19 protein-coding genes are annotated in these 23,555 nt (G+C 41.6%); 18 read left to right on the forward strand and 1 reads right to left on the reverse strand.

Annotated elements, in window-relative coordinates; genetic code table 11:
- The first annotated feature begins 125 nt into the window (after positions 1-125).
- The 5 genes from H6G74_RS31945 (at position 126) to H6G74_RS24335 (ending at position 4,221) form a co-directional block, all read left to right on the forward strand.
- Positions 126-836: an A1S_2505 family phage non-structural protein gene (locus H6G74_RS31945; RefSeq protein WP_449289975.1), complete on the forward strand. Its 711-nt coding sequence runs from the start codon at positions 126-128 to the stop codon at positions 834-836.
- Positions 817-969 carry a hypothetical protein gene (locus H6G74_RS24320; protein WP_190970100.1) on the forward strand — a complete coding sequence of 51 codons (153 nt, stop codon included), beginning with the start codon at positions 817-819 and terminating at the stop codon, positions 967-969. The genes H6G74_RS31945 and H6G74_RS24320 overlap by 20 nt, the downstream gene beginning before the upstream one ends.
- A 386-nt stretch (positions 970-1,355) precedes the next feature.
- Positions 1,356-2,096 (forward strand): hypothetical protein, encoded by a 741-nt coding sequence (locus H6G74_RS24325; protein WP_190970101.1) that lies wholly within the window; start codon positions 1,356-1,358, stop codon positions 2,094-2,096.
- 14 nt (positions 2,097-2,110) lie between these two features.
- Positions 2,111-2,923: a LysM peptidoglycan-binding domain-containing protein gene (locus H6G74_RS30870; protein WP_199341110.1), complete on the forward strand. Its 813-nt coding sequence runs from the start codon at positions 2,111-2,113 to the stop codon at positions 2,921-2,923.
- A gap of 167 nt (positions 2,924-3,090) precedes the next feature.
- Positions 3,091-4,221 carry a pentapeptide repeat-containing protein gene (locus H6G74_RS24335; protein ID WP_190970102.1) on the forward strand — a complete coding sequence of 377 codons (1,131 nt, stop codon included), beginning with the start codon at positions 3,091-3,093 and terminating at the stop codon, positions 4,219-4,221.
- 417 nt (positions 4,222-4,638) lie between these two features.
- Here the strand turns inward: H6G74_RS24335 and H6G74_RS24340 are convergent, their stop codons facing one another.
- Complete coding sequence (locus H6G74_RS24340) at positions 4,639-5,217, reverse strand: hypothetical protein (RefSeq protein ID WP_190970103.1); 579 nt, start codon at positions 5,215-5,217, stop codon at positions 4,639-4,641.
- 199 nt (positions 5,218-5,416) lie between these two features.
- On the opposite strand from H6G74_RS24340, the gene H6G74_RS24345 reads away from it, so the two are divergent.
- The 13 genes from H6G74_RS24345 to H6G74_RS24405 all read left to right on the forward strand — a co-directional run bounded on the left by H6G74_RS24345 (position 5,417) and on the right by H6G74_RS24405 (position 23,517).
- Positions 5,417-7,054, forward strand: a complete 1,638-nt coding sequence (locus H6G74_RS24345; protein WP_190970104.1) for an ATP-binding protein — start codon at positions 5,417-5,419, stop codon at positions 7,052-7,054.
- Between the two features lie 124 nt (positions 7,055-7,178).
- Positions 7,179-7,745 (forward strand): DUF192 domain-containing protein, encoded by a 567-nt coding sequence (locus H6G74_RS24350; RefSeq protein ID WP_190970105.1) that lies wholly within the window; start codon positions 7,179-7,181, stop codon positions 7,743-7,745.
- Between the two features lie 371 nt (positions 7,746-8,116).
- Positions 8,117-8,716: a hypothetical protein gene (locus H6G74_RS24355; protein WP_190970106.1), complete on the forward strand. Its 600-nt coding sequence runs from the start codon at positions 8,117-8,119 to the stop codon at positions 8,714-8,716.
- A 93-nt stretch (positions 8,717-8,809) separates the two neighbouring features.
- Positions 8,810-9,145, forward strand: coding sequence for a hypothetical protein (locus H6G74_RS24360; protein ID WP_062296238.1), 336 nt, complete (start codon positions 8,810-8,812; stop codon positions 9,143-9,145).
- Between the two features lie 42 nt (positions 9,146-9,187).
- Positions 9,188-12,016, forward strand: a complete 2,829-nt coding sequence (locus tag H6G74_RS24365) for a hypothetical protein (RefSeq protein WP_190970107.1) — start codon at positions 9,188-9,190, stop codon at positions 12,014-12,016.
- Positions 12,017-12,128: 112 nt separating this feature from the next.
- Positions 12,129-12,860: a hypothetical protein gene (locus H6G74_RS24370; protein WP_190970108.1), complete on the forward strand. Its 732-nt coding sequence runs from the start codon at positions 12,129-12,131 to the stop codon at positions 12,858-12,860.
- A 70-nt stretch (positions 12,861-12,930) separates the two neighbouring features.
- Entirely contained in the window at positions 12,931-14,082 is a 1,152-nt protein-coding gene (locus tag H6G74_RS24375) for a hypothetical protein (RefSeq protein WP_010993862.1), read from the forward strand.
- A 17-nt stretch (positions 14,083-14,099) separates the two neighbouring features.
- Positions 14,100-14,876 (forward strand): hypothetical protein, encoded by a 777-nt coding sequence (locus tag H6G74_RS24380; protein WP_017307492.1) that lies wholly within the window; start codon positions 14,100-14,102, stop codon positions 14,874-14,876.
- A 24-nt stretch (positions 14,877-14,900) separates the two neighbouring features.
- Positions 14,901-16,730: a TrbI/VirB10 family protein gene (locus H6G74_RS24385; protein ID WP_190970109.1), complete on the forward strand. Its 1,830-nt coding sequence runs from the start codon at positions 14,901-14,903 to the stop codon at positions 16,728-16,730.
- On the forward strand, positions 16,727-17,548 hold the full coding sequence (locus tag H6G74_RS24390; protein ID WP_390849975.1) for a hypothetical protein: 822 nt from the start codon (positions 16,727-16,729) through the stop codon (positions 17,546-17,548). The genes H6G74_RS24385 and H6G74_RS24390 overlap by 4 nt, the downstream gene beginning before the upstream one ends.
- Before the next feature lie 6 nt (positions 17,549-17,554).
- Positions 17,555-18,967, forward strand: coding sequence for a hypothetical protein (locus tag H6G74_RS24395; RefSeq protein ID WP_190970110.1), 1,413 nt, complete (start codon positions 17,555-17,557; stop codon positions 18,965-18,967).
- Positions 18,968-19,114: 147 nt separating this feature from the next.
- On the forward strand, positions 19,115-20,881 hold the full coding sequence (locus H6G74_RS24400) for a type IV secretory system conjugative DNA transfer family protein (RefSeq protein WP_190970111.1): 1,767 nt from the start codon (positions 19,115-19,117) through the stop codon (positions 20,879-20,881).
- Between the two features lie 86 nt (positions 20,882-20,967).
- Positions 20,968-23,517: a hypothetical protein gene (locus tag H6G74_RS24405; protein WP_190970112.1), complete on the forward strand. Its 2,550-nt coding sequence runs from the start codon at positions 20,968-20,970 to the stop codon at positions 23,515-23,517.
- The last annotated feature ends 38 nt before the right edge of the window (positions 23,518-23,555 follow it).

The following is a 23,555-nucleotide window of genomic DNA, read 5'->3' on the forward strand; positions in this document are numbered from 1 at the left end:
AACATTTTCTCATCTTAAGTGGATGTTTGAGTGGTTCATTAAAAACACTCTCTTTGATTTTCCGTCTCTCCAGATGTACGGATCATTTTCAAAAATCAAATACTAGTCCTATAGCAAAAGACCAGATTTTTGTATTTGGCAGCAACACAGAAGGAAGACATGGTGCTGGAAGTGCTTTATTTGCGCGACAGTACTGCAATGCAGAATACGGTAATCCCCAAGGACGACAAGGACAATCCTGGGCAATCGCAACCAAAGACCTAAATAAAGGTATCCGGTCAATTCCCCTTCCCCAAATCAAATCCCAAATTGAGAAACTAGTCGAATATGCAAAGACTCATCCTGAACTAGAATTTCTAACAACTAGGATTGGATGCAACCTTGCAGGATACACTGACCCAGAGATAGCTTCCCTGTTTAGCAATTTCAATCTTCCTCCTAATATCTGGTTGCCCCAGGAGTTTGTTGATTGCCTTATAGAAGATAAACCAACTCTAAAAGTGGCATTTACAGGAAACAGTCACAAAAAATTTGATGAGGAAGGATGGAAGCAGGTGCGTAACCGACTTGAAGCTATGATTGTTCGTGCTTGCGATCGCGCCCTTGAGTGGGGTTACAAACGCATCCAGTTTTATTCAGGCATGGCATTGGGAGTTGATACCGCAGCAGTAGAGATAATCTTAGGCTTAAAAGATAAGTACCCTATTGAAATAAACCTTACTGCTGCCGTACACTGCATTAACCAAGATGTCAAATGGAATAATCTCGATAAGCAGAAGTATCATTGGCTGTTATCCCAATGCGACGCTAACAAATTTGTCTCTAACTTACCTTAACATTATCGTTCACAAAGCCGTTCCTGACCCTCCCACACGCAACGAACCACGAGTTATTAAACGCCGCCCCAAAGCTTACCCCTTTATGACCCAACCCCGGCACGAATTACGTAAACGATTACAGACTGCTTAATTGATAAGTGTTTCCGCTTTTCTTAGTGCCATTCGGCTTTGTTTCAGTGTTATCTGCCATCGGTGACGCTCGCCGTTATGCGGCTCAAGTTATCAGTGAGGGTACTGCCGCAAAGTGTTTTGTAGGGATGTCACATTAGTTGACTTCATAATCGCAACTTGAATTATGAAATTGGCATAGGATTTTAGGCATAGGAAGCTCATTAAGTAAATCTTTGTATTCTCGTAGTTCTCTTCTCGGTCATGGAGCGATAATTAAATTGATGAATGTTGAGTGAATACACATAGTATCCTAGCTTCGGTGCTTGACCAGGGTAGGAAGTTATCGGATACCTAGATCCTGTTCAAGTGGGCGAAGTGGACATAGAAAAATCTAGGAGGTCTGCAATGGTAGCTAGTGAATTTACCAATGAAGAGGCTCAAGCGATCAATCCTGAAAAAATACGGGAGCCAGAAGACATTGTTCTCGATCTTTATAGAGCTTATGAGCCGCTAATTGATCCCCATCTTTGGCCTTGGGAAACCAAACGTTGGCATGAATTAGTATTCTGCTTACTAACCATGATCGCAGAGCCAGAAGTTTTGCCTGAAACAGTTAGGGAAGTTACCCAAACATTATCTGAGTGGCGTTTGCTAGAAGTTAGCATTTTAGGAAGCTTGAACCCAGCCCAAAATGAGCAGGATGCTTCAAATCCTATCGTGATAACTATTATGACAATCCTACAACAGTCAGGCTTGAATGCTGACAAAGCTAGGATAGCAGTGACCGCTATATGCGAAGCAGCTTCTGGGTTACAGCAGAAGTATGAGGGCAGGGTGCAGAAGTATTTCCGCAAGTATGGTGCGCTCATGTTGGATGAAATAGCGCAGAATTTCTCGTTTACTCAACTCAATAATGAGAATACTAGGAAAGCCTTTTCAATCTGGTTACAGAATACTTTGAATATGCCTGTTCCGGCGTTGAGCCCTATTGCTGAAAAGGTATGTGAAAAGCTTGATGTTGAATACACAACTCTTGTGGATGCAGCTGACAAGTTAGGAATTAATATCGTTTGGTTAGACGAAGCTCTGCAAGAATATTGGGAGGAAAAATGCACACAAGAGGAGTTTTTACCTGCAACTGAGTAGTAGGAGGTATAGCAATGAGTGGGGCGAATCTAAAACGTGGATATCGTATTGAGTTTAATGGTCAAACTCTAAATGTCTTCAATAGTCGAGGAAAGCTAGTAAGAGGCTTTCCTGCCAGCTCAGGTTTAAGAGGTACTAGTGCATTTGATCAACATATTAGAGATAGGGGCCCTATTCCTGAAGCAATATATTTTCTAGATCCCAAGCAGTTTTCAGGAGGGTGGTTGAAAAACATAATTCGTAACAAAATGCCAAGTTTACTTCCAAAATTTATACTTGAACAACCACCAGATTGGGGGACATATCGTGTTCCAATAAAGGCTGCATCTGGTGAGTATTTATTTGGGCGTGACAACTTCTTTATTCATGGTGGGAGAAAACCAGGGAGTAAAGGATGTATTGACATAGGACATAGGGATATAGAGTTCTATAACTTATTAAAAAACCATGAAGGTGTCATACCAATAAACGTAAGATATCCCCAAACAACACCACCTCCATGGAAGGAATTACCTCGATCGATTAAACCATCTCTATTAGATTATGGTGGTTCACCAACTAGTATTAACTACCGAGTGAAGAAACGAGAAACTTTATATAAGTTAGCTCCTCAGTATGGATATTCAGATCGAAGACAGTTTGTAAATGATTTTCTGAAGCTAAATCCACACGTCACCAATCCAAATCTGATTTATGCAAATCAAAGATACGTAATGCCGATAAAACCAATGATTGCAGGTGCAACCTACAGCGATATTTTTACTAGAAAGACTTACCAAGTGAATGCCTATGGTAGGCATATTCAAACAGGGATTGTGCCAAGATGAGCATAGATCATTACCATGAAATCTTGAAAAGCTCTTTGCATTTGGGCTTAATCCCCGTAGGACACAGGTAAATCAAATTGTGATTGCAGGATAAGTGGTGGGCTTCGTCCTCTATCGATAAATCGGCAGGGATTGCTGACTCAACAGATCGAGAAGGAGTTCTAGGTATGAAGTCAAAAGTAAAGAAGAATTTATTTAATGAATTCCTAACTTGGCTCTGGGAACCTAATTCAGATAGAACTCTTGTCAAGTGGCTGAAAGTAAAAGAAGTAAGAAGTAGGCAAATAGCCGAAGAAGAGAACAGAGCCAGAATCAAACAGAAAAGTGAAGCTGAAAAAGAATACAGAAAAAATATTGAGAAAGAGGCTTATCTTCTTTGGGAAGCTGATGGAAAACCAGAGGGTAAAGATAATTACTATTGGATAAAAGCAATAGAGAAAATAACCGAAAAGAATGTTCCTGGTATTTATAAGCCCTATTACTGGCTCGAAAAGCGTATTCTAGAGCCTAGTGAGGCTTGGATGAGCAAACAAGCTTTATTCAGCATCCTTGAAAGGCTTGGGTATCTAGTTATCTTAGTTGCTGTAATAGAATTTATAGGAGGACAACAAGTAAGACGCAATAATGAAGTTTTTACAGCTTGGCAAACTATAACAAATGTTGATTCTGAAAAGCAAAGTGGAAGTGGTGGTAGGAAAGAAGCTTTGGAGTTTCTCAATTCTCGACCCTTACGATTTCCTTGGATTGGTTGGACTGATGAAGATTGGTATTGGGACGAGCAAGATAAAAAATGTGAGCAAAAGCGTTTATTTGGACTGAGATGGGAGCGTCAAAGCTTACAAGGTTTGTCTGCTCCCAATGCTTATTTACAAGGCATTCGTTTATGTGGAGCCAATTTGGTGAGTGCCAACTTAGTGCAAGCCCACTTAGAAGGTACGGATTTGTGGGATGTTAATCTGGGGGGTGCTGGCTTAAAGTTAGCCAGTTTTGAAGGTGCTAACTTGACAGAAGCTCATCTACAATATGCTTTTTGGTCTGAAGCTAACCTCAAAGGAGCTAACCTCAAGGGTGCCAACTTGTCCTATCCTCAAAGTCTAACCCGAGAGCAAATAAAACTTGCCTGTAACTGGGAGAGGGCTATTTACAAAAGTTACTACGATAGCAATAAGAAACAATGGGTAGTTGACGAGGTGGCTAATCAGCAATATATCGAGCAACTAAAGCAAGACAAAGCCTCAGATCTTCAAGAGCCAGTTGATTGTACAAAGTGGGAAAAAGTTGTTACTTTTGATAACTAGATCGTCTTCGAGATTTATCTAGACTTTGGATTGTCATCATAATTACACAAAACTCTCTCAGGTATAAGCGGATATATAAACTGAAACTCCATCTTAGTTATATTGAAAGATCTAACCGCTACCTTTGTCACAAGGAATGAGCCTCATAACAACGCTCTTGCACCCGACTGAAAAGAGCTTACCTATAAGTTTTCGAGGTTATCTGCGGTGGGTGATTGGGAACGTTAGCCAGCAATCACATACAGCAGTCTAGACATGACATTGAATTGTTTTTGTTGGCTAGCTTAACAACTCAACTCGATGATCTTTGCGATCGCCCCACCAACTATCTCAATACAAAACCGTCACCGATAAATTTCAAAGCTGAAGAACGCTAATGGCTTTCACCAAATTATCTGTTAAATATTTTTTACATCCTTAGTTTCTTCTCTGGCCAAGATAGCCTTGACGGTAATCACTCTTCTTTAATCTGGAAGCTTGACGTGCAGACCACTGACGCATAGGAGTAACTTTCTCTACATGAAGTAGCTTCTGGCGATAAATATTATTATCTGTTAGTTGAGCGATCGCACCAGCAATAAATCGAGCGCAGCGTTCTGGCTGAGATGAGACTTGTTCTTCTGCAAACCGGATAACCAGCCAGTTTGCATCGACAAAACACTTGTTTCTATAGTCATCCTCGCCAATACAGTGAGTGGGCTTGCCAGTTGCAAATGAGATAGGCTCATCAACCTCCAAGTCTATGTGTAAGCCAGTATTTGGTTCAATCATCAGAAAATCAGCCGTAAACGGTAGTCGATGCCCTGGAGGAAGCATCATCTGCTGAGGAGAAACAATTTCACCAAAATAATGTTTGAGAACATTTTCAAACAGCCCCTCACTTGCTCCAATTGGTGCATCTCCTTGCCCAGACGGAAAAACTAAAGGGGTAAACTGTTTTTTGTCTTTAACTAACTCTGGAATAACAACGATTGGATATTCCGGTGTTTTGGCCATAACTAAAAATCGAAACACTTGGGAAATCAGAGTTCTTGGCAATTATCTAAATTCACAACACCATTACACAATCAACAAAATACTGAAAAGAAACCAACTTTTTTCTAATTTTTTGGATTTAGAAATTAGAAAATTATCAGTTATCGTACAGCATATCTTCTAGATAAGATTGCTTCTGATTACGCTACAAGCAACTAAGATGAAGTCTAGCTTTGAGTATCTAGAAGACCTGCTTGCGGACAATTATCCAATCATTGCCTGTGAATCCCCCCTCCAAGAACGCCACCGCTTCCTCATTCGTATTACTACTTCCTGTCAGCAAGCAGGCAGAAAAGTCTATATATGGAATTTAAGCGAGGATAGTATTAAAGAATTAGTCGTTAGCACCGAAAATAATCTTATTTTTCAAGAGTTTAACGACTATAAACCTTCCATCAAACAAAATATAGAAGACTATTTTCAAGTACTCAATTTTTGGAGAATTTATTCTGGCACTGGAGTATTAATCGTTGAGAATATTTTTCCTTGGTTAAAAGAAAGCATAACTAAAGATACTGAATTTCTTCTTCTATCAGAATGGATTAAGTCGTCGCTAGTTAATCTAAAATTTCATACAAACAATAGTGATAAGACTACCATATTACTAGGAGCCAATGCCGAAATAGCAAGCGAGATAGCGGCAGAAATTCCACTATGGAAACAAGAATTACCAGATACACAAGAAATTATTGATAATTTAATCAACAGTAATTTATTTCCTTTAATTTATACGGAACAAGACTATTTAGAAATTGCTAACGCTAGTGCTGGTCTGTATATTTCTGATATTATTCATTGCTTAACCGATATTAGAAAAAATCATGACTTAGGAAATCCCAGTGAGATAGCAAAGCTTCTACTAGCAAAAAAAATTCAACTGCTTAACCGCTTGTATGACATCGAATTCTTACCTCCACCAAAAGTCCAACTTGGTGGGTTAGAACTCATGCAGCAGTCATTCAAAAAGTTCAAGCGATTGCTTTCCCCGCGTGCCAAACAATACAATCTGCGCGTACCCAAGGGAATTATGCTTGTGGGGCCACCGGGGACGGGAAAATCACACTCAGCAAAAGCCTGTTCCCAGAACATGGGTATTCCCCTCATTATGGTCGATTGGGGCAACTTTAGAAGTTTTGGCAACCAAGCAGAAATGAAACTCAAACGCTTGTTGCGACTAGCAGATAGGCTAAACCAAGTAATTTTGTATTTCGACGACTTTGATAAAGGGTTCGCCGGGGATGATGACCTCGCCAAACGGCTGGCTGGTCAGCTGTTGACGTGGATGCAAGAGCGTATATCAGATGTACTGGTCATCGCATCAGTTAACCGTATGGAATGGCTGCCACCCGAACTCACCCGTGCAGGACGGTTTGACTATTTATATAAAGTAGACCTGCCCAATAATGGAGAAAGATATAGTATCTTCAAACTGCACGCTGCCCGGTTTGACGAACGCTTTCGCAATGGCGGCGACCCCTGGAGTGAAGAACAGTGGCGCAGAATTCTTAAAGCCACTAATCGCTGTGTAGGTGCAGAAATCCAGACAATTGTAGAACGCGCTGCTAGTACGATATTCTGCGAAACAATAACAGAAGATACCTACTCAGAAAGCCAACTCTCCAGACTTGAATTAACAATCGAGGCATTACTAGAAGAACGCCGTCAGATTAACCCGCTTGCTATCCGTGAAGCCGATAGAGTCGAATCAATGCGTAACAAAGCTGACCAACAAGCTTTACCTAGTAGCCCCCTCGATGAAAGCAAGTTTGCTGTTGGCAACATTGATATTTTTAGCTAGGACACCTCATAAATCAATTCAAAGTTTTATCATGTTTGGACGAAAGCAAATGTAAATAAAACATTTCAACAGTTCATAATCCTTACCATTTCTAAACGCTTTACTACCTTATTTAGCTAAAACTATGGAAGTCACAAGACAAACTGCTCAAACCAACATTCAAACTAAACAAGCACAAAATCCAGAAAAAAGCCTATTTTTCAAATTCATCAAATTTATCAAATTTATTGGGCCAATTGCTGGTTTTACTGCTGCCCTCTCACCCCTACCGCTATACTTTTGGACTCGCCAGCCCCAGTATTTACCTATTGGCGTAACCTTTACCAGTAACAATCAAACAGTTCAACTCGAATTAGCTGACGATAGAAAAGAATATGCCCACGGTCTCAAATTTCGTACTTCGATTCCTGAGAATCACGGAATGTTATTTGTTCTTAACAAACCTGAAAAAGTTAAACTTTGGATGAAGGATACGTATATTCCTTTAGATATGATATTCCTCCAAGATGGAGTTATCAAATCAATCGTAGAAGCAGCTCCCCCTTGCAAAACCAAAACCTGCCCTAAGTACGATTCAGTCTATCCGGTTAACCAGGTTATTGAATTACCTGCTAACAGTACTAAAACCCTCAATCTCAAAGTAGGCAAGAAACTCCAACTCGATTTCAATACAAATAAAATGCAGAATTAGTTGACGGAGAGTTGATCCATCACAGCAACCTAGCGGTAAACAACCGTAATTACGCTACCTCATATATCAATGTTTGACCCCCGATATAGGCTATATCAGGGGTCAAACATTATGAAATCAACCACTGATTTAATTATTGGAACTTGTCAAGCAAATTTGTCTGAGTTTTTACTGAATGATTTACTGAAAAACATAGTGTCTAAAAATAGAAAATTTTTAGATGATTTTACGGTTATTAATTCCATAAAATAATTCCACAAGTGAGAAGTTGGAGCAGATATTTACTCCAATCAAAACTTTGGTAAAAAGCAGTGTTTCGACCTTAGTTACTCTACAAAGTTTCATCCACTAATTTCTGAAATAATCTTTTTATGAGAACAGACTACGAATCTGATTTTGGTAGCGATCGCGTTTCTTCCCACGAAGAATACGGATACCCCGCTTCCACCCGCCGCAAAAAGCGCAACTGGAAAGAGAACGCTAGCATCGCCGGACTAATGGCAGTTGGTACTGGCTTAATGATTGCAGATATCTCACTCCACCACATGGTGATGGCATCACTCGCGTTTGGAACTGGCATCGTAGCGTTACTACCCAAGGAAGCAAACTTGCTACTTTCCAACTTTGAAAAATGGCAGCGCAAGTATGGCATCAATATTTATACTGTTCTGTTCTGCTTGGTAGGTGTAGTATTTATGTTGGACATTGCCACTGCACCTGCAAACGCCCAGTTCATGCAAAACGCAGAGGACTTCTTCACAGAATACTTTACTGGTGTCAATGAAGATATTATTAGGTACGTATTTGCGGTACTGCGCGGTTTGTTCCTAATTTATCTGGGTATTGGTCTTATTAGGGTTGTTCAAGCAGCCAGAAACGACGAAGATTGGCAAACGATCGCCCGTACACCAATTATCGTTGCCCTCACAGTTGTAGTCGGAGACTTGCTCGCAGGACTGGTAACAGGCTGATACGTCACTCGTCAAAAAAGCCACCACGAGTGGCACAATTCCACAAGTGCCACTCATCAAAATTTCAAAAACTGACTTTTGTCTTTCGTAATAATGGCCAGAGAACGCGAATTTCGTACTGTCAACCGCGTATTAGGAGAACAGCCACGCCTTGGGCCATTCCCCGCCGATCAAATTGTTCCCTGGAGTGCGATCGCTCTCATCTCCTACATGGTAGTTAAGGGTTTTATGCAAGCTTCCTGGCTGGCAACCGGAATTGTAACCGCTTGGGGATGGGCAACTTGGTGGACGGTAAGTTCCAACAAAGCCTTCTTCGGTAAGTTTGTCGGCACACCCCGCATCACCCGTGGTTACAAACCTTTTGTTTCTCTCGTTAATCCTTTACAACCTCAATCCCAGAAAAAGCACCAGCTGAAAAAACGCAGATAAAGCTCCTCAAGTAAAAAATATCACCGAACGAGACTACAGGCCATGAGTTCGACCGCCTCCACGAAAATAAAGGACAAAATTGGTAAGAAATCCCTCGATACCGAACAATTAGGTGTTGTCAAAAATCTGACACCGTTTGAGGATATTACTCATTTAGCTGGGATTGCAAGTATCTCGCTTGCTGGTCGTAGAGATATCGGCGCACTCATCCTCCAGAAAAAAGAAGATATTCAAATTAAGTTCTGCTTCGACGTACAGGGAATTCACCCGTCTTTACCAGAAGAACAGATTCTCCCGATTTTTGAAAATATTGAGGGTGGACTCAAAGAACTTCCCGAACGCGAAACCTTAACAATTCATCTTGGTTCGTTCACCGATGATTTCCTCCGACAGCAGGAACTAAAAAAGATAGAGGATAAATGCGACCTAGAGCAACTAACTTTATTAGTGCGATCGGAACGTCTGCGGGCAAGAGAACTCACTAAAGCAGGAACTCGTAAAAATAAGTTTTTACGTTTCTGGTGTACCTATAGTGTCCTGGCTTCTGAAGATAGTCGCTCAAATGATGCAATTGAAAAAACTATCAAACAATTGCAAAATGCCTGGTTCCAATTTACTGGACAAATTCACGGTGTTCGGCAAGAACGAATCGAAACAATTTTACGGGATAGTTTTACCTCTGGGTTTCAACGCTGGGAACAACTTTTGACAAACTCGATGGGGCTAGCAGTACGAGCAGTCACAAGTGAGGAAGTATGGTCAATCCTTTGGAGTCAATTTAACCGTAGCGATGCACCCAAAGTTCCCAATCCCCTCATATTAGATGAAGATGGGCTTCGAGAGGTTCAAACTAGCGATTTCCATATTCGCCACCTGATGCTGGAGAATGAAAAATCTGTCCCGTTTCTCGATCGCAGCTGGGTAAGACTGCAAGACAGGTATATCGGCGTTCTTCAGTTCAGCGAAAAGCCCCAAGGTTGGGTAGATGAATACGCCCAGCTTCGATACCTCTGGGAGGTAATATCCAAAGAAAAAATCTCCGACACCGAGATTATCTGCCAGCTATCTAAAGCCAACCAGGGACTTGCCAAAACTGCTCTGCAACGGATTACCAAACAGTCAATTACCTCTAGCGCGATGTCTTCTGAGAAGGGGTCAATTGACGTAAAAGCCAATATGAACATTGAGGAGGCAGTTAAGGCACAAGAAACTATCCTCAGAGGCAGTTTACCCATCCATACTGCTGTTGTTTTTTGTGTCCATCGTCACAGCCGTCAAAAACTTGATGAAGCTTGCCAATACCTTTCTAGCTGCTTCTTACGACCTGCTGTAGTTGATAGAGAAATCGAGTATGCCTGGAAAACATGGTTACAATGTGTACCTGTTGTTTGGGAAAACCTACTTACAAGACCCTTTAACCGTCGCCTCCCATATTTCTCATCAGAAGTTCCCGGACTTATGCCGATAGTCAGAACAGCTACAGGAGATAAATCCGGGTTTGAGCTAATTGCTGAAGAAGGAGGAACCCCAGTACATCTTGACTTGTACAAGCAGCACAAAAATCTTGCCATTTTTGGTACTACTCGTGCGGGTAAATCTGTCTTAGTAGCAGGTTTATTAACACCTGCCTTGGCTCAAAATATTCCTGTAATTGCGCTTGATTATCCTAAACCCGATGGTACTAGTACGTTTACTGACTACACCAAATTTATGGGAGAAGAAGGGGCGTATTTCGATATTAGTAAAGAGTCGAACAATCTATTTGAATTACCTGATTTAAGGGGATATGAGCCTGAAGTTATTAAAGAGAGAATGACCGATTTCAAAGAATTCTTGAAATCAACATTAATGATTATGGTACTAGGGACAAATCCTGTAGGGGTAAGTCCGACAACAGTATCAAATATTGAAAGTATCATTACAATCACAATTGAAACTTTTTACAACGATGAGGATATCAAACTTCGGTACAAGTTAGCATTAGAAAATGGATTGGGAACACCTGAATGGGCAGATATTCCCACACTTAAAGATTTCTATAATTATTGTTCCCCTGGATTTATCAAACTCGATTCCATCACCAATAATAGTAAAGAAATTCTCGATGCCCTTGACCAAATCAGATTGCGATTAAAGTTTTGGCTAAATTCACGAGTTGGGCAATCAATCGCCAATCCATCTAGCTTTAGAACTGATGCTCGATTGCTTGTATTTGCACTGCGATCGCTTGGGAGTGAAGCCGATGCCGCAGTCCTTGCCTTGAGTGCCTATTCCGCAGCCTTACGTAGAGCTTTATCATCTAAAGTATCAATATTTTTCTTAGACGAAGCACCAATTTTATTCAATTTTGAGAGCATAGCCGAGCTAATTGGTAGACTCTGCGCTAATGGGGCGAAAGCAGGTATACGTGTAATTTTATCTGCCCAAGAACCAGAAAGTATTTTCCAAAGTAAGTCTGCTTCCAAGATATTTGCTAATATCACAACCCGTCTGATCGGTCGCATTCAAACATCGGCAGTTGACCCATTTGTGAACAGGTTTAAATATCCTTATGAAATTATCTCGCGTAATAGTACCGAAGCATTCTTCCCAAAACGCGAAAGTATTTATTCACAGTGGTTACTTGACGATAATGGCAAACTTACTTTCTGTAGATATTATCCTGCTTATTGCTTACTTGCAGCAGTAGCAAATAACCCGAATGAGCAAGAATTACGCACTCTATTTCTCAATAAATATGCCGATAATCCAATGCTGGGTATGGTGAAATTTACAGAAAGTTACATACAAATGCTTTGGGGAGATGAGTTAAGTCAAGAAGCACAACAATTACTGGATAACAATAAAAATCAGCAATTAAAGTCAGCATAAATTATAGAAGAAAAGCTAAGAGTAATCTGGATTTCTAACAAGAAGAATCAATAACTCATAAACAAGTGGCTTAACTTTAATTGCCACATTGATTATTTTATCCACCAAAAGTATGAAACCAAAATTCAAGTTTACTAAAAAAGGAGTAATAATCGGGTCAATAATTGGTCTGGTTACTTTACTCGGTACAGCACCCAGTTATGCCTTTTCAATTGATGACTTCTTCAAGGTTTTAGGGAAATTCAATAACTATTTTGAGGAAACCAAAAAGGAACTCACTTCAGGAACCAATAAATGGGGTGGGATGAAAGGCGAAGCTAAAACTGCTATTCAGACTGGCAGTATGGATATGCCAGATCCAGTAAACTCAGCCGAAAAGCTCAAAGAGCAACTCAAGAACAAGGGTAACTGGAATGAAAGCAACACAGTTGAAGCTGCGGTCAGTGCAGCTAACGAACTGGAGAGAGAAACCACCCGCGCTACGATCGCCAGCGTATTGGGGGAAGTCGGTCAGGAACGTACCAAAAATGAGATAGAAGCAACTGAACAAACTGTAGCTGAGGCCAAAGAACTCGCAGAATCTGCACAACCAATGGATGCTTCACAAAACATCCTCAAGGTCATTGCTGCCCAAAACTCGCAAATTGTCTCAATGTTGGGTCAATCTCGCATTGACGGACTGCAAACACGGCACGATGCCCAGCAAACTAACCTAATGCTATCTCAACTTGCTGAACAAGGGGCAAGCGATCGCCGCCGTCAAAACCTGATGATGGACGGTATCAGCGCTCAGTATGTCGAAATCAGTGGGTTTAGCAGTCTCAAAACTACCGCAGGTGAATAATTCACCTTAATTAGTTGGTCATCTCTGCAATTGAGATGACCAATTCTCCATCAGGTACATAATACAGACCATGTTAGAACATCTTGTAATTGCAACCGACCCATTCTTTGGGCAAGACATTTTAGAAAATGCGTCAGCTGGAGCGCAATTAGTAGCAGAAGGTTTTAATGAACTTTGGCAGGAAACCCTCAACGGCAATTTGTACGGCTCGATGTGCAAAGTTGGTCAGTTTTTTGCGATCGCTACACTCACCCTTTTTATGGTTGAGTTAGGCAAAAACTGGATAAATCAAGAAGATATGAAAGCCCTCTCCAGTTGGATATGGCCCATTCTGGTTATCGGGCTACTAGCTAATAATGGCACTTTACTCAGAAGTGGAACACTCGCCATCCGGGGATACATTAATACTGTTAATAATGACATCCTAGAATTTACTGCTGCCGGAGCCAACCTAGAAGTAGCATTCAACCGAGCAGTCGGCAATATTGCCCTCCAGCAGCAAGTAGGGGCAGCAATGGAAAGATGCCGTTCCATCCCTGGTAACACGCAAGATTCAATCACCTGCTTGCAACAAGCAGAAGCAGAACTTAAAACCTCTGCGCCCGATCTATTTAAAGGAGAAGCCCCCGATAGCGGTAGTTGGGAATTTAACCCACTTCAGGCTTTATCTGATGCCAAAGACGCGCTCGAAAATCTCTCCCCTGGTCAAATCGCCGAAAAGATTGGTAATACTATCACCAGTACAATCGGTTCGATGATTACCGGATTTGTCGCAGTCATCCTCCTCGCCCTCAATAACGCTTACCAGTGGGGTATCGAATTCACGATGCTTTTAACTGCTCTACTTGGCCCGTTGGCAATAGGCGGTTCGCTACTCCCCTTTGGCGCAAAACCTATTTTCGCTTGGCTAACTGGTTATTTCACCGTTGGAATGGCGAAACTCTGCTTCAACATGATTATTGGTTTGTGCGGACAACTTATCGCTAATTCCGAACAAAATCAACCGATGATATTTCTACTTTTTGTTGGGTTAGTTTCTCCTATCCTGGCATCTGCATTAGCCGCAGGTGGTGGAATAGCTGTTTGGACAGGATTAGGTAAAACAGTAGCATTTGGCTCTGAAATTGCAGCAGGAATCGCTACAGGTGGAGCAAGTACAACTGCTACGGTTGCTGTCAACGCCACCAAATTTGTTAGTTCCAAAATCAAAGTTAAAAAGTAATTAACAAATAAATAAATATGCTTAAACCTAAGTCTAAATCTCAACCGGCTCGGCTTCTCAGTTATGGTCAATCTACCTCGACACCTATTGCAATGGCGATCGCCGTAACAGCAGGAGGAACTATCTTATCTACCCTATTGCAAATCATAAATATTGGCATGAGTGCTAGCACAAATCATCATGTCAAAGGCATGACGATTGTTCAACTCCAAGATGGGTCTATTTCACCTGGTAAATTTGCCGCTCCTAATGAACGCGAAGCCGAAACTATCAAACGCTTTATCTCAGATAGCATGATTAAAATGTTCGGCTGGAACGGAATAATCGAAGCAACAGAGAATGGTGAAAATGCCACTAAACCTGATAGGGGAATAGATATTCAAACAACAAAAAATAGTAGAAAAAAAATTCCTACTAGAGCCTGGGAAGCTGCATTTGCACTATCTGAAAATCAAGATTTCCGAGCAAATTTTCTCAAGAAGTTAGCAGAAATCGTTCCAAGTGGTGTATTTAACGGTGAAGTTCAAGTTTCACTCGTCACCCGCCATATCTCTGAACCCAGAAAAATCAAGGATGGACAGTGGGAAGTTGATTATATCGCTACGCTCGTCAGCTTTAATAGGAACGAAAACCAAGGCAAAGGAATTGCATTTAACAAAACAATTACTGTCGAGGCTGTCGATACTCCCAAATTACCAAATAAGCCAACTGAACTCGATAAAAAAATTTATTTAGTACGAGAACCAGGTTTAGAAATTACTCAAATTGTTGATTATAACCTCGGCAAGAAATAAAAATCATTAATCAAGCATAGAACTATGTTACAGCTAGAGAATGAGGCTTCCAATAAACATATATCTTCCGTAAATAGTCTTTTACCAATCGATAGGTCAGAAGAAGATGAAGTTGAAAATTCACAATTTGAGGTGGTTGAAGAAGATGAAACTGAAGTAGAAGACCCCGCGTTAATCCAAACTAAACACGACTTTGTTACATCTCCCTGGTCAAGGTTAGGAATTATTGGTGGTGCATTTGGTGCTGGGTTTCTAGTTATATTTGTTGTCCTCAACGGCATGATGAATGGGAGTGGTAAAAATGCCAAAAAACCAGAATTAACTACTACTCCAACTCCCACGGTTGCCGCATCTGAGAAAAAAGAAGGCGATGTTTATGCCAAACTTGCCCTCGCCAAGCAACAGGAAGAACTGGATGCCCTAAATGGTAAAGCTAATACGGAAGACAAAGAGGAGAAAAAAGAAGCTACTGAAGAAGAACAAGCCAAAAACCAAGAGAAAACCCGTTCTATTCGACAACGAAGGGTAGTTGCTCAAGAAACTCCCCCTACTTCCAGAAGACGTGTATACCGGGAAGAAACACCCGAACGTGTTAGACCAACACGTAGAGTAGTGGCTTCACAGCCAATACCACCTCTGCGTCCTAGCACTCCTCTACCAAAATTTGCCAAACAATTAGTTGCCAGCAACCAGAGTGTCGCCAAAGATCCAATAGCCGAACTCGAACGCCTGCGTAACCTGGGTTCAGTTGGTCGAGTTGAGTATATGCTAGCCAGTACCACTGTCAGTGAACCTACAAACACAACAGTACCAGAAGTTACAGCTAAAACTGAAGAAACATTACGCCCAGCAGAACAAAATAGCGATCGCTCCCGTCGTCGTCGTAGCCGACGCAGCGAGAATACCGAAACAGTTACCAATACCCCTAATCAAGTTGAAGAATTGCGCCCGCGTTGGCAACCTGTAACCACAAATGACAGTACTCCTAAATATAGCAATACTGATGACAAAGAGAACAATCAAGCCGTGCCAGTTATTTATAGCTTCTCGGTAAAAGAGCCACAAATTAGCTTAGAACTTGACAAAGAAAAGACCGTAGAATCCAGTTTTGCTAGTAATAAAGAAAACAACTCCACTCAGCAAGTCGAACAAGTTGCAAATAACTACCTGCCAGAAGAAGCGCAGATACTCCAAGAAACACAACCGCAGTATTTAGTTGTCGGTTCGTTTGCAAGTGCAACCTTGGTAACTCCACTCGTTATGCCCCAAACCAGTAATAACGCTCGTTCCCAAGAACAGACAAATACATTACGGTTTGTCGCCCGGTTGGACGAGCCGCTTTATAGCAATACTGGCGAAATAGCCATTCCCGCAGGAACACAAGTAACTATCGCTATGATTTCGGTTGATAGCACATCAGGCGTGCGTGCCGAAGTCACGGCCATCCTCAAAGACGGCACAGAATATCCTCTATCACCTGGAACGATATCAGTTTTGGGAGAGATGGGTTCGCCTCTAATCGCCAGACCTTACGACGACAAGGGATCTGAAATTGCTAAATATGATGCCACATTAGGGACAATAGCTGGTCTTGCCAAGGTAGGGGAAATTATTAACCAGCCGGATGAAGAAGTCACAGAAGATTTGCCTTTAGGTGGGACAAGAACCCGCAGCCGCAATAACAACCGCAACCTGGGAGCTGCTTTCCTTGAAGGTGCTTTTGGCAAACTTGGCGAAACACTCAGCAAGCGGACAGAACGTGCTACTGACGAAATCAATCGCCGTCCCAATGTTTGGTATGTGCCTAAAGACACCAAAATCACAATCAAAGTCGATAGGTCAATCAAGCTGTGAAACTAAGAGATATAGCAGATTTTAGTTTAAGGATGCCTAGGGCGATCGCCTTTAGCGGATGCCTCACCATCGCCTCCGTGCTTGCACCAAACCAACTTCTACTGGCAAGTACTATCCGTCAAGTTGCAGCGTCCCAGGTGTCAGGGGAAAATGCTCAATTGCAGACAGTTAAGGTCTGGCCTGGACATGGGGTATCAATATCGTTCTACAACACCAAAGAAATTATCAAGAAAATCTGGCTGGATGACCCATCTAAGTTTGTTTTTGATGTAGACGGATGTCTTGAGGGCTTGGGTAAGTGTTCTGGAAGCAGCACGGGTGCAGGACTAATTCACATTCGCCGCATCGAGACAGTCAAAATTCCCGGTTTACCGCCAGCTCCTTACGGGGCGCACATGACGGTGATTACCGAATCTGGCTCAACAAGGAAAAGCTATCACTTCCGGATTGTAGCGGGCAGTGGCACACCAGAGTACAGCCAAATTGAAATTATTGGTGATACTCCCAGCAAACCTGAAGAAGTAAAACCAAAGGTCAGTTACACCGCATTATCTGATAGCAGACATATCGCCAAAGGAATGCAAGTTGCCCTCAAAAACCAGTGGGTTACTACAGACAGCAAGCTCTGGAAGCGTCTGAACCAACTTGTTGAGTTGCGATCGCAAGGAGAGGAACTTGTCGTTGCCGCCAGCACCGCCGGAGTATCAATGCAATTGGTTGAAAAACTCATGCTACTGGGTGGAAAGCGCTTATTAGAACCACCACAGCGCAATAACCCTCTGACAACAACAAATCTAGGTAAATCAAGTTTTAAATAAATAGTGATGTATACCGAAAATCTGGCCGCTAACAACCAAATTTTAGATACTACACCAGAGGTCACTGCGATCGTACCAGTGAGAGCTGCAAGCCAGGAAACTACTCACAACAAAACCAACCGAGGGCTTGAGTATCGGATGGAAAAATTTAATAAATTACGCTACCTAATGGTTGCAGGACTTATTGCAGGGCTTGCCCTACACGGATTAATCCGATATGGAGGTAGCTATAATATCGGCAGTCTCTTATTCGGCGGAAAAGCGGTAGCTCAAACAGTTTCATCGAAGTATTCAAATTTGAACACTTCGACAGATAAGACAAAACAAACCAAACAACCACAGCCCGTTGCAACTAAATACGTCAATGGCGCACCTACTCCCGATTGGAGCAGTATCACATTCAGAAATATGAAGTTTGGCGGTGCTGGCAGCGTCGAATTCCCTAATATCAAAAACCCTGGTATGAAGGAAACACGCACCTGGAGTGCTGGGCAAAGCCTTGCCGAAGTCATGGAACTGGGTGATTTTGAAGCAACTGAGTTCAATATTGAAAATTTCACACTTGAAGATATCGCCGAAATCACGGGCATTCAACTTAAAAATCTCAAACTGTCAGATTTTGAAACACTCGATTGGCAAACACTTGAAGACCTCGCCGAAGCAATTCCTAATTTAGAAAATTCAGAAGTCGGAGCCATCCCACCAATTCAAGAATTAGTAACCAAAGTTACAGGCAGCAACGCAAGCTACCAAACTGTTGGTGAAGTACTGGACAATTATCCCCAACTGGGAGAAGTGGAACTTGGTGAGTATGTCAAACTTGATAAATATAAACTCACCAGTATCCCTGGTATTGAGGATGCACAGCTAAAAGGCTTTACTAACTGGCAAAACACAACAATTGGTAAGGTTCCGGGATTAGCTGATGTACCGTTCGATCGGTTCCCCAGTGTTCCCATCCCCGATGTTAGCTTTATCGGCAAAGTAGACTTACCCCTCGGTTCCCTTGAAAGCGGACGCTGGAAGTCAATAAGTGGTAGTTACCAAGCTGGGTTTAATGTCCCGTGCGAGAAAACGTGTGGTCACATCGAAGTTTCGGGTAGCGATATTGTGACTGGCGCACAATGGATGTCCGGTAAAGACCAAAAAGTTAAAGGCGGATTTGGCATCTTGGGCAGCCTCAACGGTGGAAAAGAACCTACAGGTCGTCACCCCTTTGGGAAATCATTTAAACAAGTCATCTGGGATATTAACGAAGCGGACGGCAGTATCACCACCGCGATGTTCTTCCGTATCTGCAAGCGGGGATGGGTTGACTTAGGCTGCTCGCCCTACTTCATTGGCCCAGTTCCCTTCTTCACCTACCGCGAGATAGACCCAATTATCCTTGGTACACCCCTCACCGTACCAAAGAAGTAAAAAGTAAAAAGGCAAAAGAGAATAAATTCTTCTCTTTCTTTTAACTTTTGATTTGGAGAAGACACTCTACACAAATAACGGAGAAATATGCAACTTCACTTCACCGCATATTTCTTCAATTTCCTCATGCAATTAACACAGATTAATATGAATAGTTATCTGTTTGCAACCGCTCAAACTAAGACAGTTAGAGAAGTAAAAGCTGCTCAGAAAAATAGCAATACTGACTTTAGTAAGTATACAGATAAGTTCATGTCACCTCAAGGTTTGGCACTTGCCGGGGGAATTGGCTTATTGTTGCTTTTACAGCTTTTTAGTAATGGTAAAAAAGGCAAGCTTGCTACTAGCTATTGGGGTGGAGCAAAGGAAACCGCCCAAGCTAAGAAAAAAGCTCTCAAGCAAATCGTCACTCCTAAATGTGATAGTGCCAGTTTATATATTGGAGTACACAAATACAAGGGTCAAAAATTACCCCAGGGGAGTGGGGGAATTCCAGTTTATGTACCCGATGTCCAACGGGGAACTGCTGTAATTGGCGCACCTGGTAGTGGTAAATCATTCTCGGCTATCAACCCGATGATTTACTCAGCAATTGACCAAGGTTTTGGTATAGTACTATACGACTTCAAGTATGCAAGTCAAGCCAAAATCGCCAGTTATGCCAAATCCAAGGGGTATGACGTACATATCTTTGCACCGGGATTTCCCGAATCAGAGGTATGTAACCCAATCGATTTCTTGCGTGACAGTAGCGATGCTGAAACCGCACGGCAGTTAGCTACGGTAATTAACAAAAACTTCCGCCTGTTAGGTAATGCGTCTGAGGATGCCTTCTTTGGCCCCGCCGGCGACCAGTTGACGCAGGCTATTTTAATGCTAACTAAAGAGTTTGGCGACCGCGCTGATATTATGACGGCTGCGGCAATACTTTCTAGCGAGAAGATGGTCGAACGCTTGATGGCAGCCGAACTAAACCCTTGGATTAGAATAGCTTTTGGTCAATTATTTAGCTCGGCTGGCTCAGAGAAAACTGTAGCGGGTATCGCTGGTAGTGCTTCATTGATGTTCACCCGGTTCATGGCAAGGGGTACATTGGGATGCTTTGTTGGTAAAACAACCTTGCCCCTGGAGGTAAAACGCAAACAGATGATTATCTTCGGGTTAGACCGCGAACGCCGCGATGCTGTCAGCCCCCTGATGACTAGTATTCTTCACATGGTAGTTTCCCGCAGTATTGCCAAAAAACGTAAGGAAGACGGCCCATTAGTAGTGTGTCTTGACGAGTTGCCAAGTATCTTCCTTCCAGATTTATTTAGATGGCTTAACGAATCTCGTTCCGAAGGATTCTGCGGTATCCTGGGTTGGCAAAATATGGGTCAGCTTGAAAAGATTTATGGTAAAGAAATCTCTAAAGCTATCCTTGGTGGGTGCGGCACAAAATTTGTTTTTAATCCTGGTGAAGAAGAATCAGCACGATTATTTTCTGCATATTTAGGTGAAGAGGAAATTAAATATAAACAAAAATCTCGCTCAACGGGAGGGGGTAAATCCAGCACATCTATCAGCGAACAAGAACGGACTCGTAAGCTATTCGAGCCAGCCCAATTCCTCAAATTACCACCTGGGAAATGTCTATTTATCAACCCGGCTTATAGTAATAAAAATGAGGGTTCAGTACCACTATTAAAAAATATCAAAATCCCCAAACATATCATTGGATTAGAACAAGAAAATGACGCTAACTGGGATAAACTCATCAAAGAGCTTGCTAGGAAAAGTACCCAGAAAAAACCCACACAGGAAGATTTAGATTTACGAGTCAAGGAAGTAGATCGGAAGTTCCCTATCCCACAAGCACCCGTACAAGCGGGCAATGCACCGTTACCTGTTGATGCGTACAAGAGCTTTTTCTAAAAACTTTAAGTTTAATGACCAACTGGTTTTTATAAAGCATAGTCAGACTGTTTGAATTTATAGATTATTTTCACCACATTTAATATATGTTTGACACCAGACACACTCAAATTAATGAATCATATTTAGGTACAGCCGATACTGCAATTCAAACAAGTCGAGAATTAAGTAAAAGCCTCATCAATGTACTTACTAAGATAACTAAAGTAATTCTCGAAAAACTCAAAGAAGCTCAAGAAGCAAGTAAAATTGCAGTTAAAGTTGGCAAAGATATCTACAATCTTGTACCTGATGAATCTACCCCTGGTGCGTATAAATGGGAAAAGGTAGATTTAACCAGTCAAAGTATAAAAAGCAATCAAGAAACTAATAAGGTAGATTTAACCAGTCAAAGTATAAAAAGCAATCAAGAAACTAATATTGTGTTAATGCCCGATTTATTAGTAGAAGGTCAATACACAATAGAAACTGAACCTTTTACTGACTATCAAGCACAAACAATTGCTGCAAGATTAGTAGAAGATGTACCCAATTTCAATAGTGATTATCAGCAAACAAGTGATAATACTCTAAAAATTACAGCTTATCTAGAGTCAGATGGTTCAGCAAAACAAATCGTTATCTACGAACAAAATAGCGAAGGTAAATGTACAACTAATCTCGTCACTGGAATACTTACTCCAGATGAAAAAATAGATGTAGCAAGTGAACCACTAGTTAAGTTACTACCTCCATCTGCTGACATTATTAACAATCATAAAGATACAAAAGACTTATTATTTGATAACGGCAACCCAGATGTAATAAAAGTAACTGCATCCTTAGATAATTTATCAGTAATATTGAACGAAGATAATCAACCATTAAATTCTGAAATTGTAACTACACCAGTTAACTTGGATTACGAAGCAGAGGAAGCTGCGGTAGGTTTTATAAATGATATCGACATTAGTAATCCACCCGACTTTGACTCCCCACCAGATGTTAATTATTATCAGTCTCCTGTAGTCAAAAACTATCCTGAATCAGTAGAGCAGACACTCAACGAACAATCTGAAACTAAGATTCAAGCAGTCGAATCAAATACTTCACAACAGTTACCACAAGATGAAAACAGCGAAAACAGTTCGTCTATAAATCAAGAAATTAACTTATCTGTTGAAATAGAGGTAGATGACAGGTTTGGAGATGATGTGGTCAATAATCTTCAAGAAGAAATCGCACAGTCCGAAGAAACTATTCAAATTCAACCGATAGTTACTAGTAACCCTCAATTTCAAAATCAAGCTGGAGAGGAGGTAAATGAAAATGTAAATCCCAATCAGTTTTTTGCACAAGAGCCAGAGGAGCAAACGACTAATAATCGAAAAAAATATGCACCTAAGTTTACGTATCAAGATGTAGAGCCAGCAGCACAACAGTGGGCGCGTCAGGTTGAAGTACCTATTTATCAAATTAATAATAAACAAGCGCGGGAAGAACGTTACAACGGGGAAAATAAAGATATTGCTGAAACTGCGATCGCCATGTTAAAAAAATACAGCACTCTTGAACAAGATGGTTCACGTCTTTACCGTAGCGATACATTTGTAATTCGCCAAGAGGGAGACACTGTTAGCATTCACCGCCGCAGTGATGAATTATTTGGGTGGGAGAACTCTTTGATGGATTTTAAACTCAACAAAAAAGAGGAACCCAAAATCACGAAAAAGCCTACAGAGATGTTACCTGTTGAACGTCAGGAGTTTCTCATGGTGGCAGAATACTTAGGCGACAATGGCAAGCTACCTGACCTCAACAATGCCGATATCCGTGATGTAGCAAACAGCTTGGGAAGTCTTGCACCTGCCGGCACAATTAAAACGCTGGAAGTATTTAAACAAAATGAGATGTTGCACACCCTGAATAATGTCCTCATCCAGGCTGATAAGAAAGAACTTACAGTAGGTGAATTTACCATCAAGCGATCGCGCAACCCCGAAAAAAATCGAGCCAGCTTGCAATTATTTAAAACTACCGAAGAAAAAGGTACTCAGGAACTTGTCCGGTTTGACCTAACTAAAACCGAAGCCGGCATTACCAAAGAAGTCAGCAAAATGAATATCTCTGAGTACGATATCAACCAAATTAAGTTTATTGCCCAAAACGCCAGCAAACTCAACCTGGAACAAATCTTTGGTGACGAACAATCTACTCCCACCGCCGCATCTGCATCCAAAAAACGAGTAATACAAGCAGTTGGCGATCTGCCTGTCACAGTTCACCCTTACATCGCCGAGGAATGGGCAAATATGGTCAAGCATGGTGGCCCTGACTGGGGAGGGGCAATGAATCAAGGCAATGAAGAAATTCTACAACGGATAAATGAGAACAACGGTAAGTTACCAATTGCCGACCAGCGAGAGATGTACTTCAAGATTATGACCTACAAGGCAACTGAAGCACAAAAGCAAGGAGAAACAGTCGTCGATTTTGTTCCGCTTAAAGATATTATGAATGACTTGCAAGTATGGCGAGGAGAAGAAATTCGGCAGCAATATACCCCTACTGAACACATACCCTCTTCTCAAAAGCAAACTGTCGCTGCTGCACCTAAAACCAAGTCAAGAGAAGTTGAACGAGAAGTTGAACTATAAATTCCGTCACCAAGTTTGCAAAGTTGCATTGGCAATAT

The sequence above is a fragment of the Nostoc spongiaeforme FACHB-130 genome (assembly GCF_014698475.1).
Classification (GTDB): Bacteria; Cyanobacteriota; Cyanobacteriia; order Cyanobacteriales; family Nostocaceae; genus Nostoc_B; species Nostoc_B spongiaeforme.

Coding starts and splice junctions, on each gene's coding strand:
- H6G74_RS24325 (WP_190970101.1), top strand. CDS start 1,356: ATGGTAGCTAGTGAATTTACCAATGAAGAGGCTCAAGCGATCAATCCT.
- H6G74_RS30870 (WP_199341110.1), top strand. CDS start 2,111: ATGAGTGGGGCGAATCTAAAACGTGGATATCGTATTGAGTTTAATGGT.
- H6G74_RS24335 (WP_190970102.1), top strand. CDS start 3,091: ATGAAGTCAAAAGTAAAGAAGAATTTATTTAATGAATTCCTAACTTGG.
- H6G74_RS24340 (WP_190970103.1), bottom strand. CDS start 5,217: ATGGCCAAAACACCGGAATATCCAATCGTTGTTATTCCAGAGTTAGTT.
- H6G74_RS24345 (WP_190970104.1), top strand. CDS start 5,417: ATGAAGTCTAGCTTTGAGTATCTAGAAGACCTGCTTGCGGACAATTAT.
- H6G74_RS24350 (WP_190970105.1), top strand. CDS start 7,179: ATGGAAGTCACAAGACAAACTGCTCAAACCAACATTCAAACTAAACAA.
- H6G74_RS24355 (WP_190970106.1), top strand. CDS start 8,117: ATGAGAACAGACTACGAATCTGATTTTGGTAGCGATCGCGTTTCTTCC.
- H6G74_RS24360 (WP_062296238.1), top strand. CDS start 8,810: ATGGCCAGAGAACGCGAATTTCGTACTGTCAACCGCGTATTAGGAGAA.
- H6G74_RS24365 (WP_190970107.1), top strand. CDS start 9,188: ATGAGTTCGACCGCCTCCACGAAAATAAAGGACAAAATTGGTAAGAAA.
- H6G74_RS24370 (WP_190970108.1), top strand. CDS start 12,129: ATGAAACCAAAATTCAAGTTTACTAAAAAAGGAGTAATAATCGGGTCA.
- H6G74_RS24375 (WP_010993862.1), top strand. CDS start 12,931: ATGTTAGAACATCTTGTAATTGCAACCGACCCATTCTTTGGGCAAGAC.
- H6G74_RS24380 (WP_017307492.1), top strand. CDS start 14,100: ATGCTTAAACCTAAGTCTAAATCTCAACCGGCTCGGCTTCTCAGTTAT.
- H6G74_RS24385 (WP_190970109.1), top strand. CDS start 14,901: ATGTTACAGCTAGAGAATGAGGCTTCCAATAAACATATATCTTCCGTA.
- H6G74_RS24395 (WP_190970110.1), top strand. CDS start 17,555: ATGTATACCGAAAATCTGGCCGCTAACAACCAAATTTTAGATACTACA.
- H6G74_RS24400 (WP_190970111.1), top strand. CDS start 19,115: ATGAATAGTTATCTGTTTGCAACCGCTCAAACTAAGACAGTTAGAGAA.
- H6G74_RS24405 (WP_190970112.1), top strand. CDS start 20,968: ATGTTTGACACCAGACACACTCAAATTAATGAATCATATTTAGGTACA.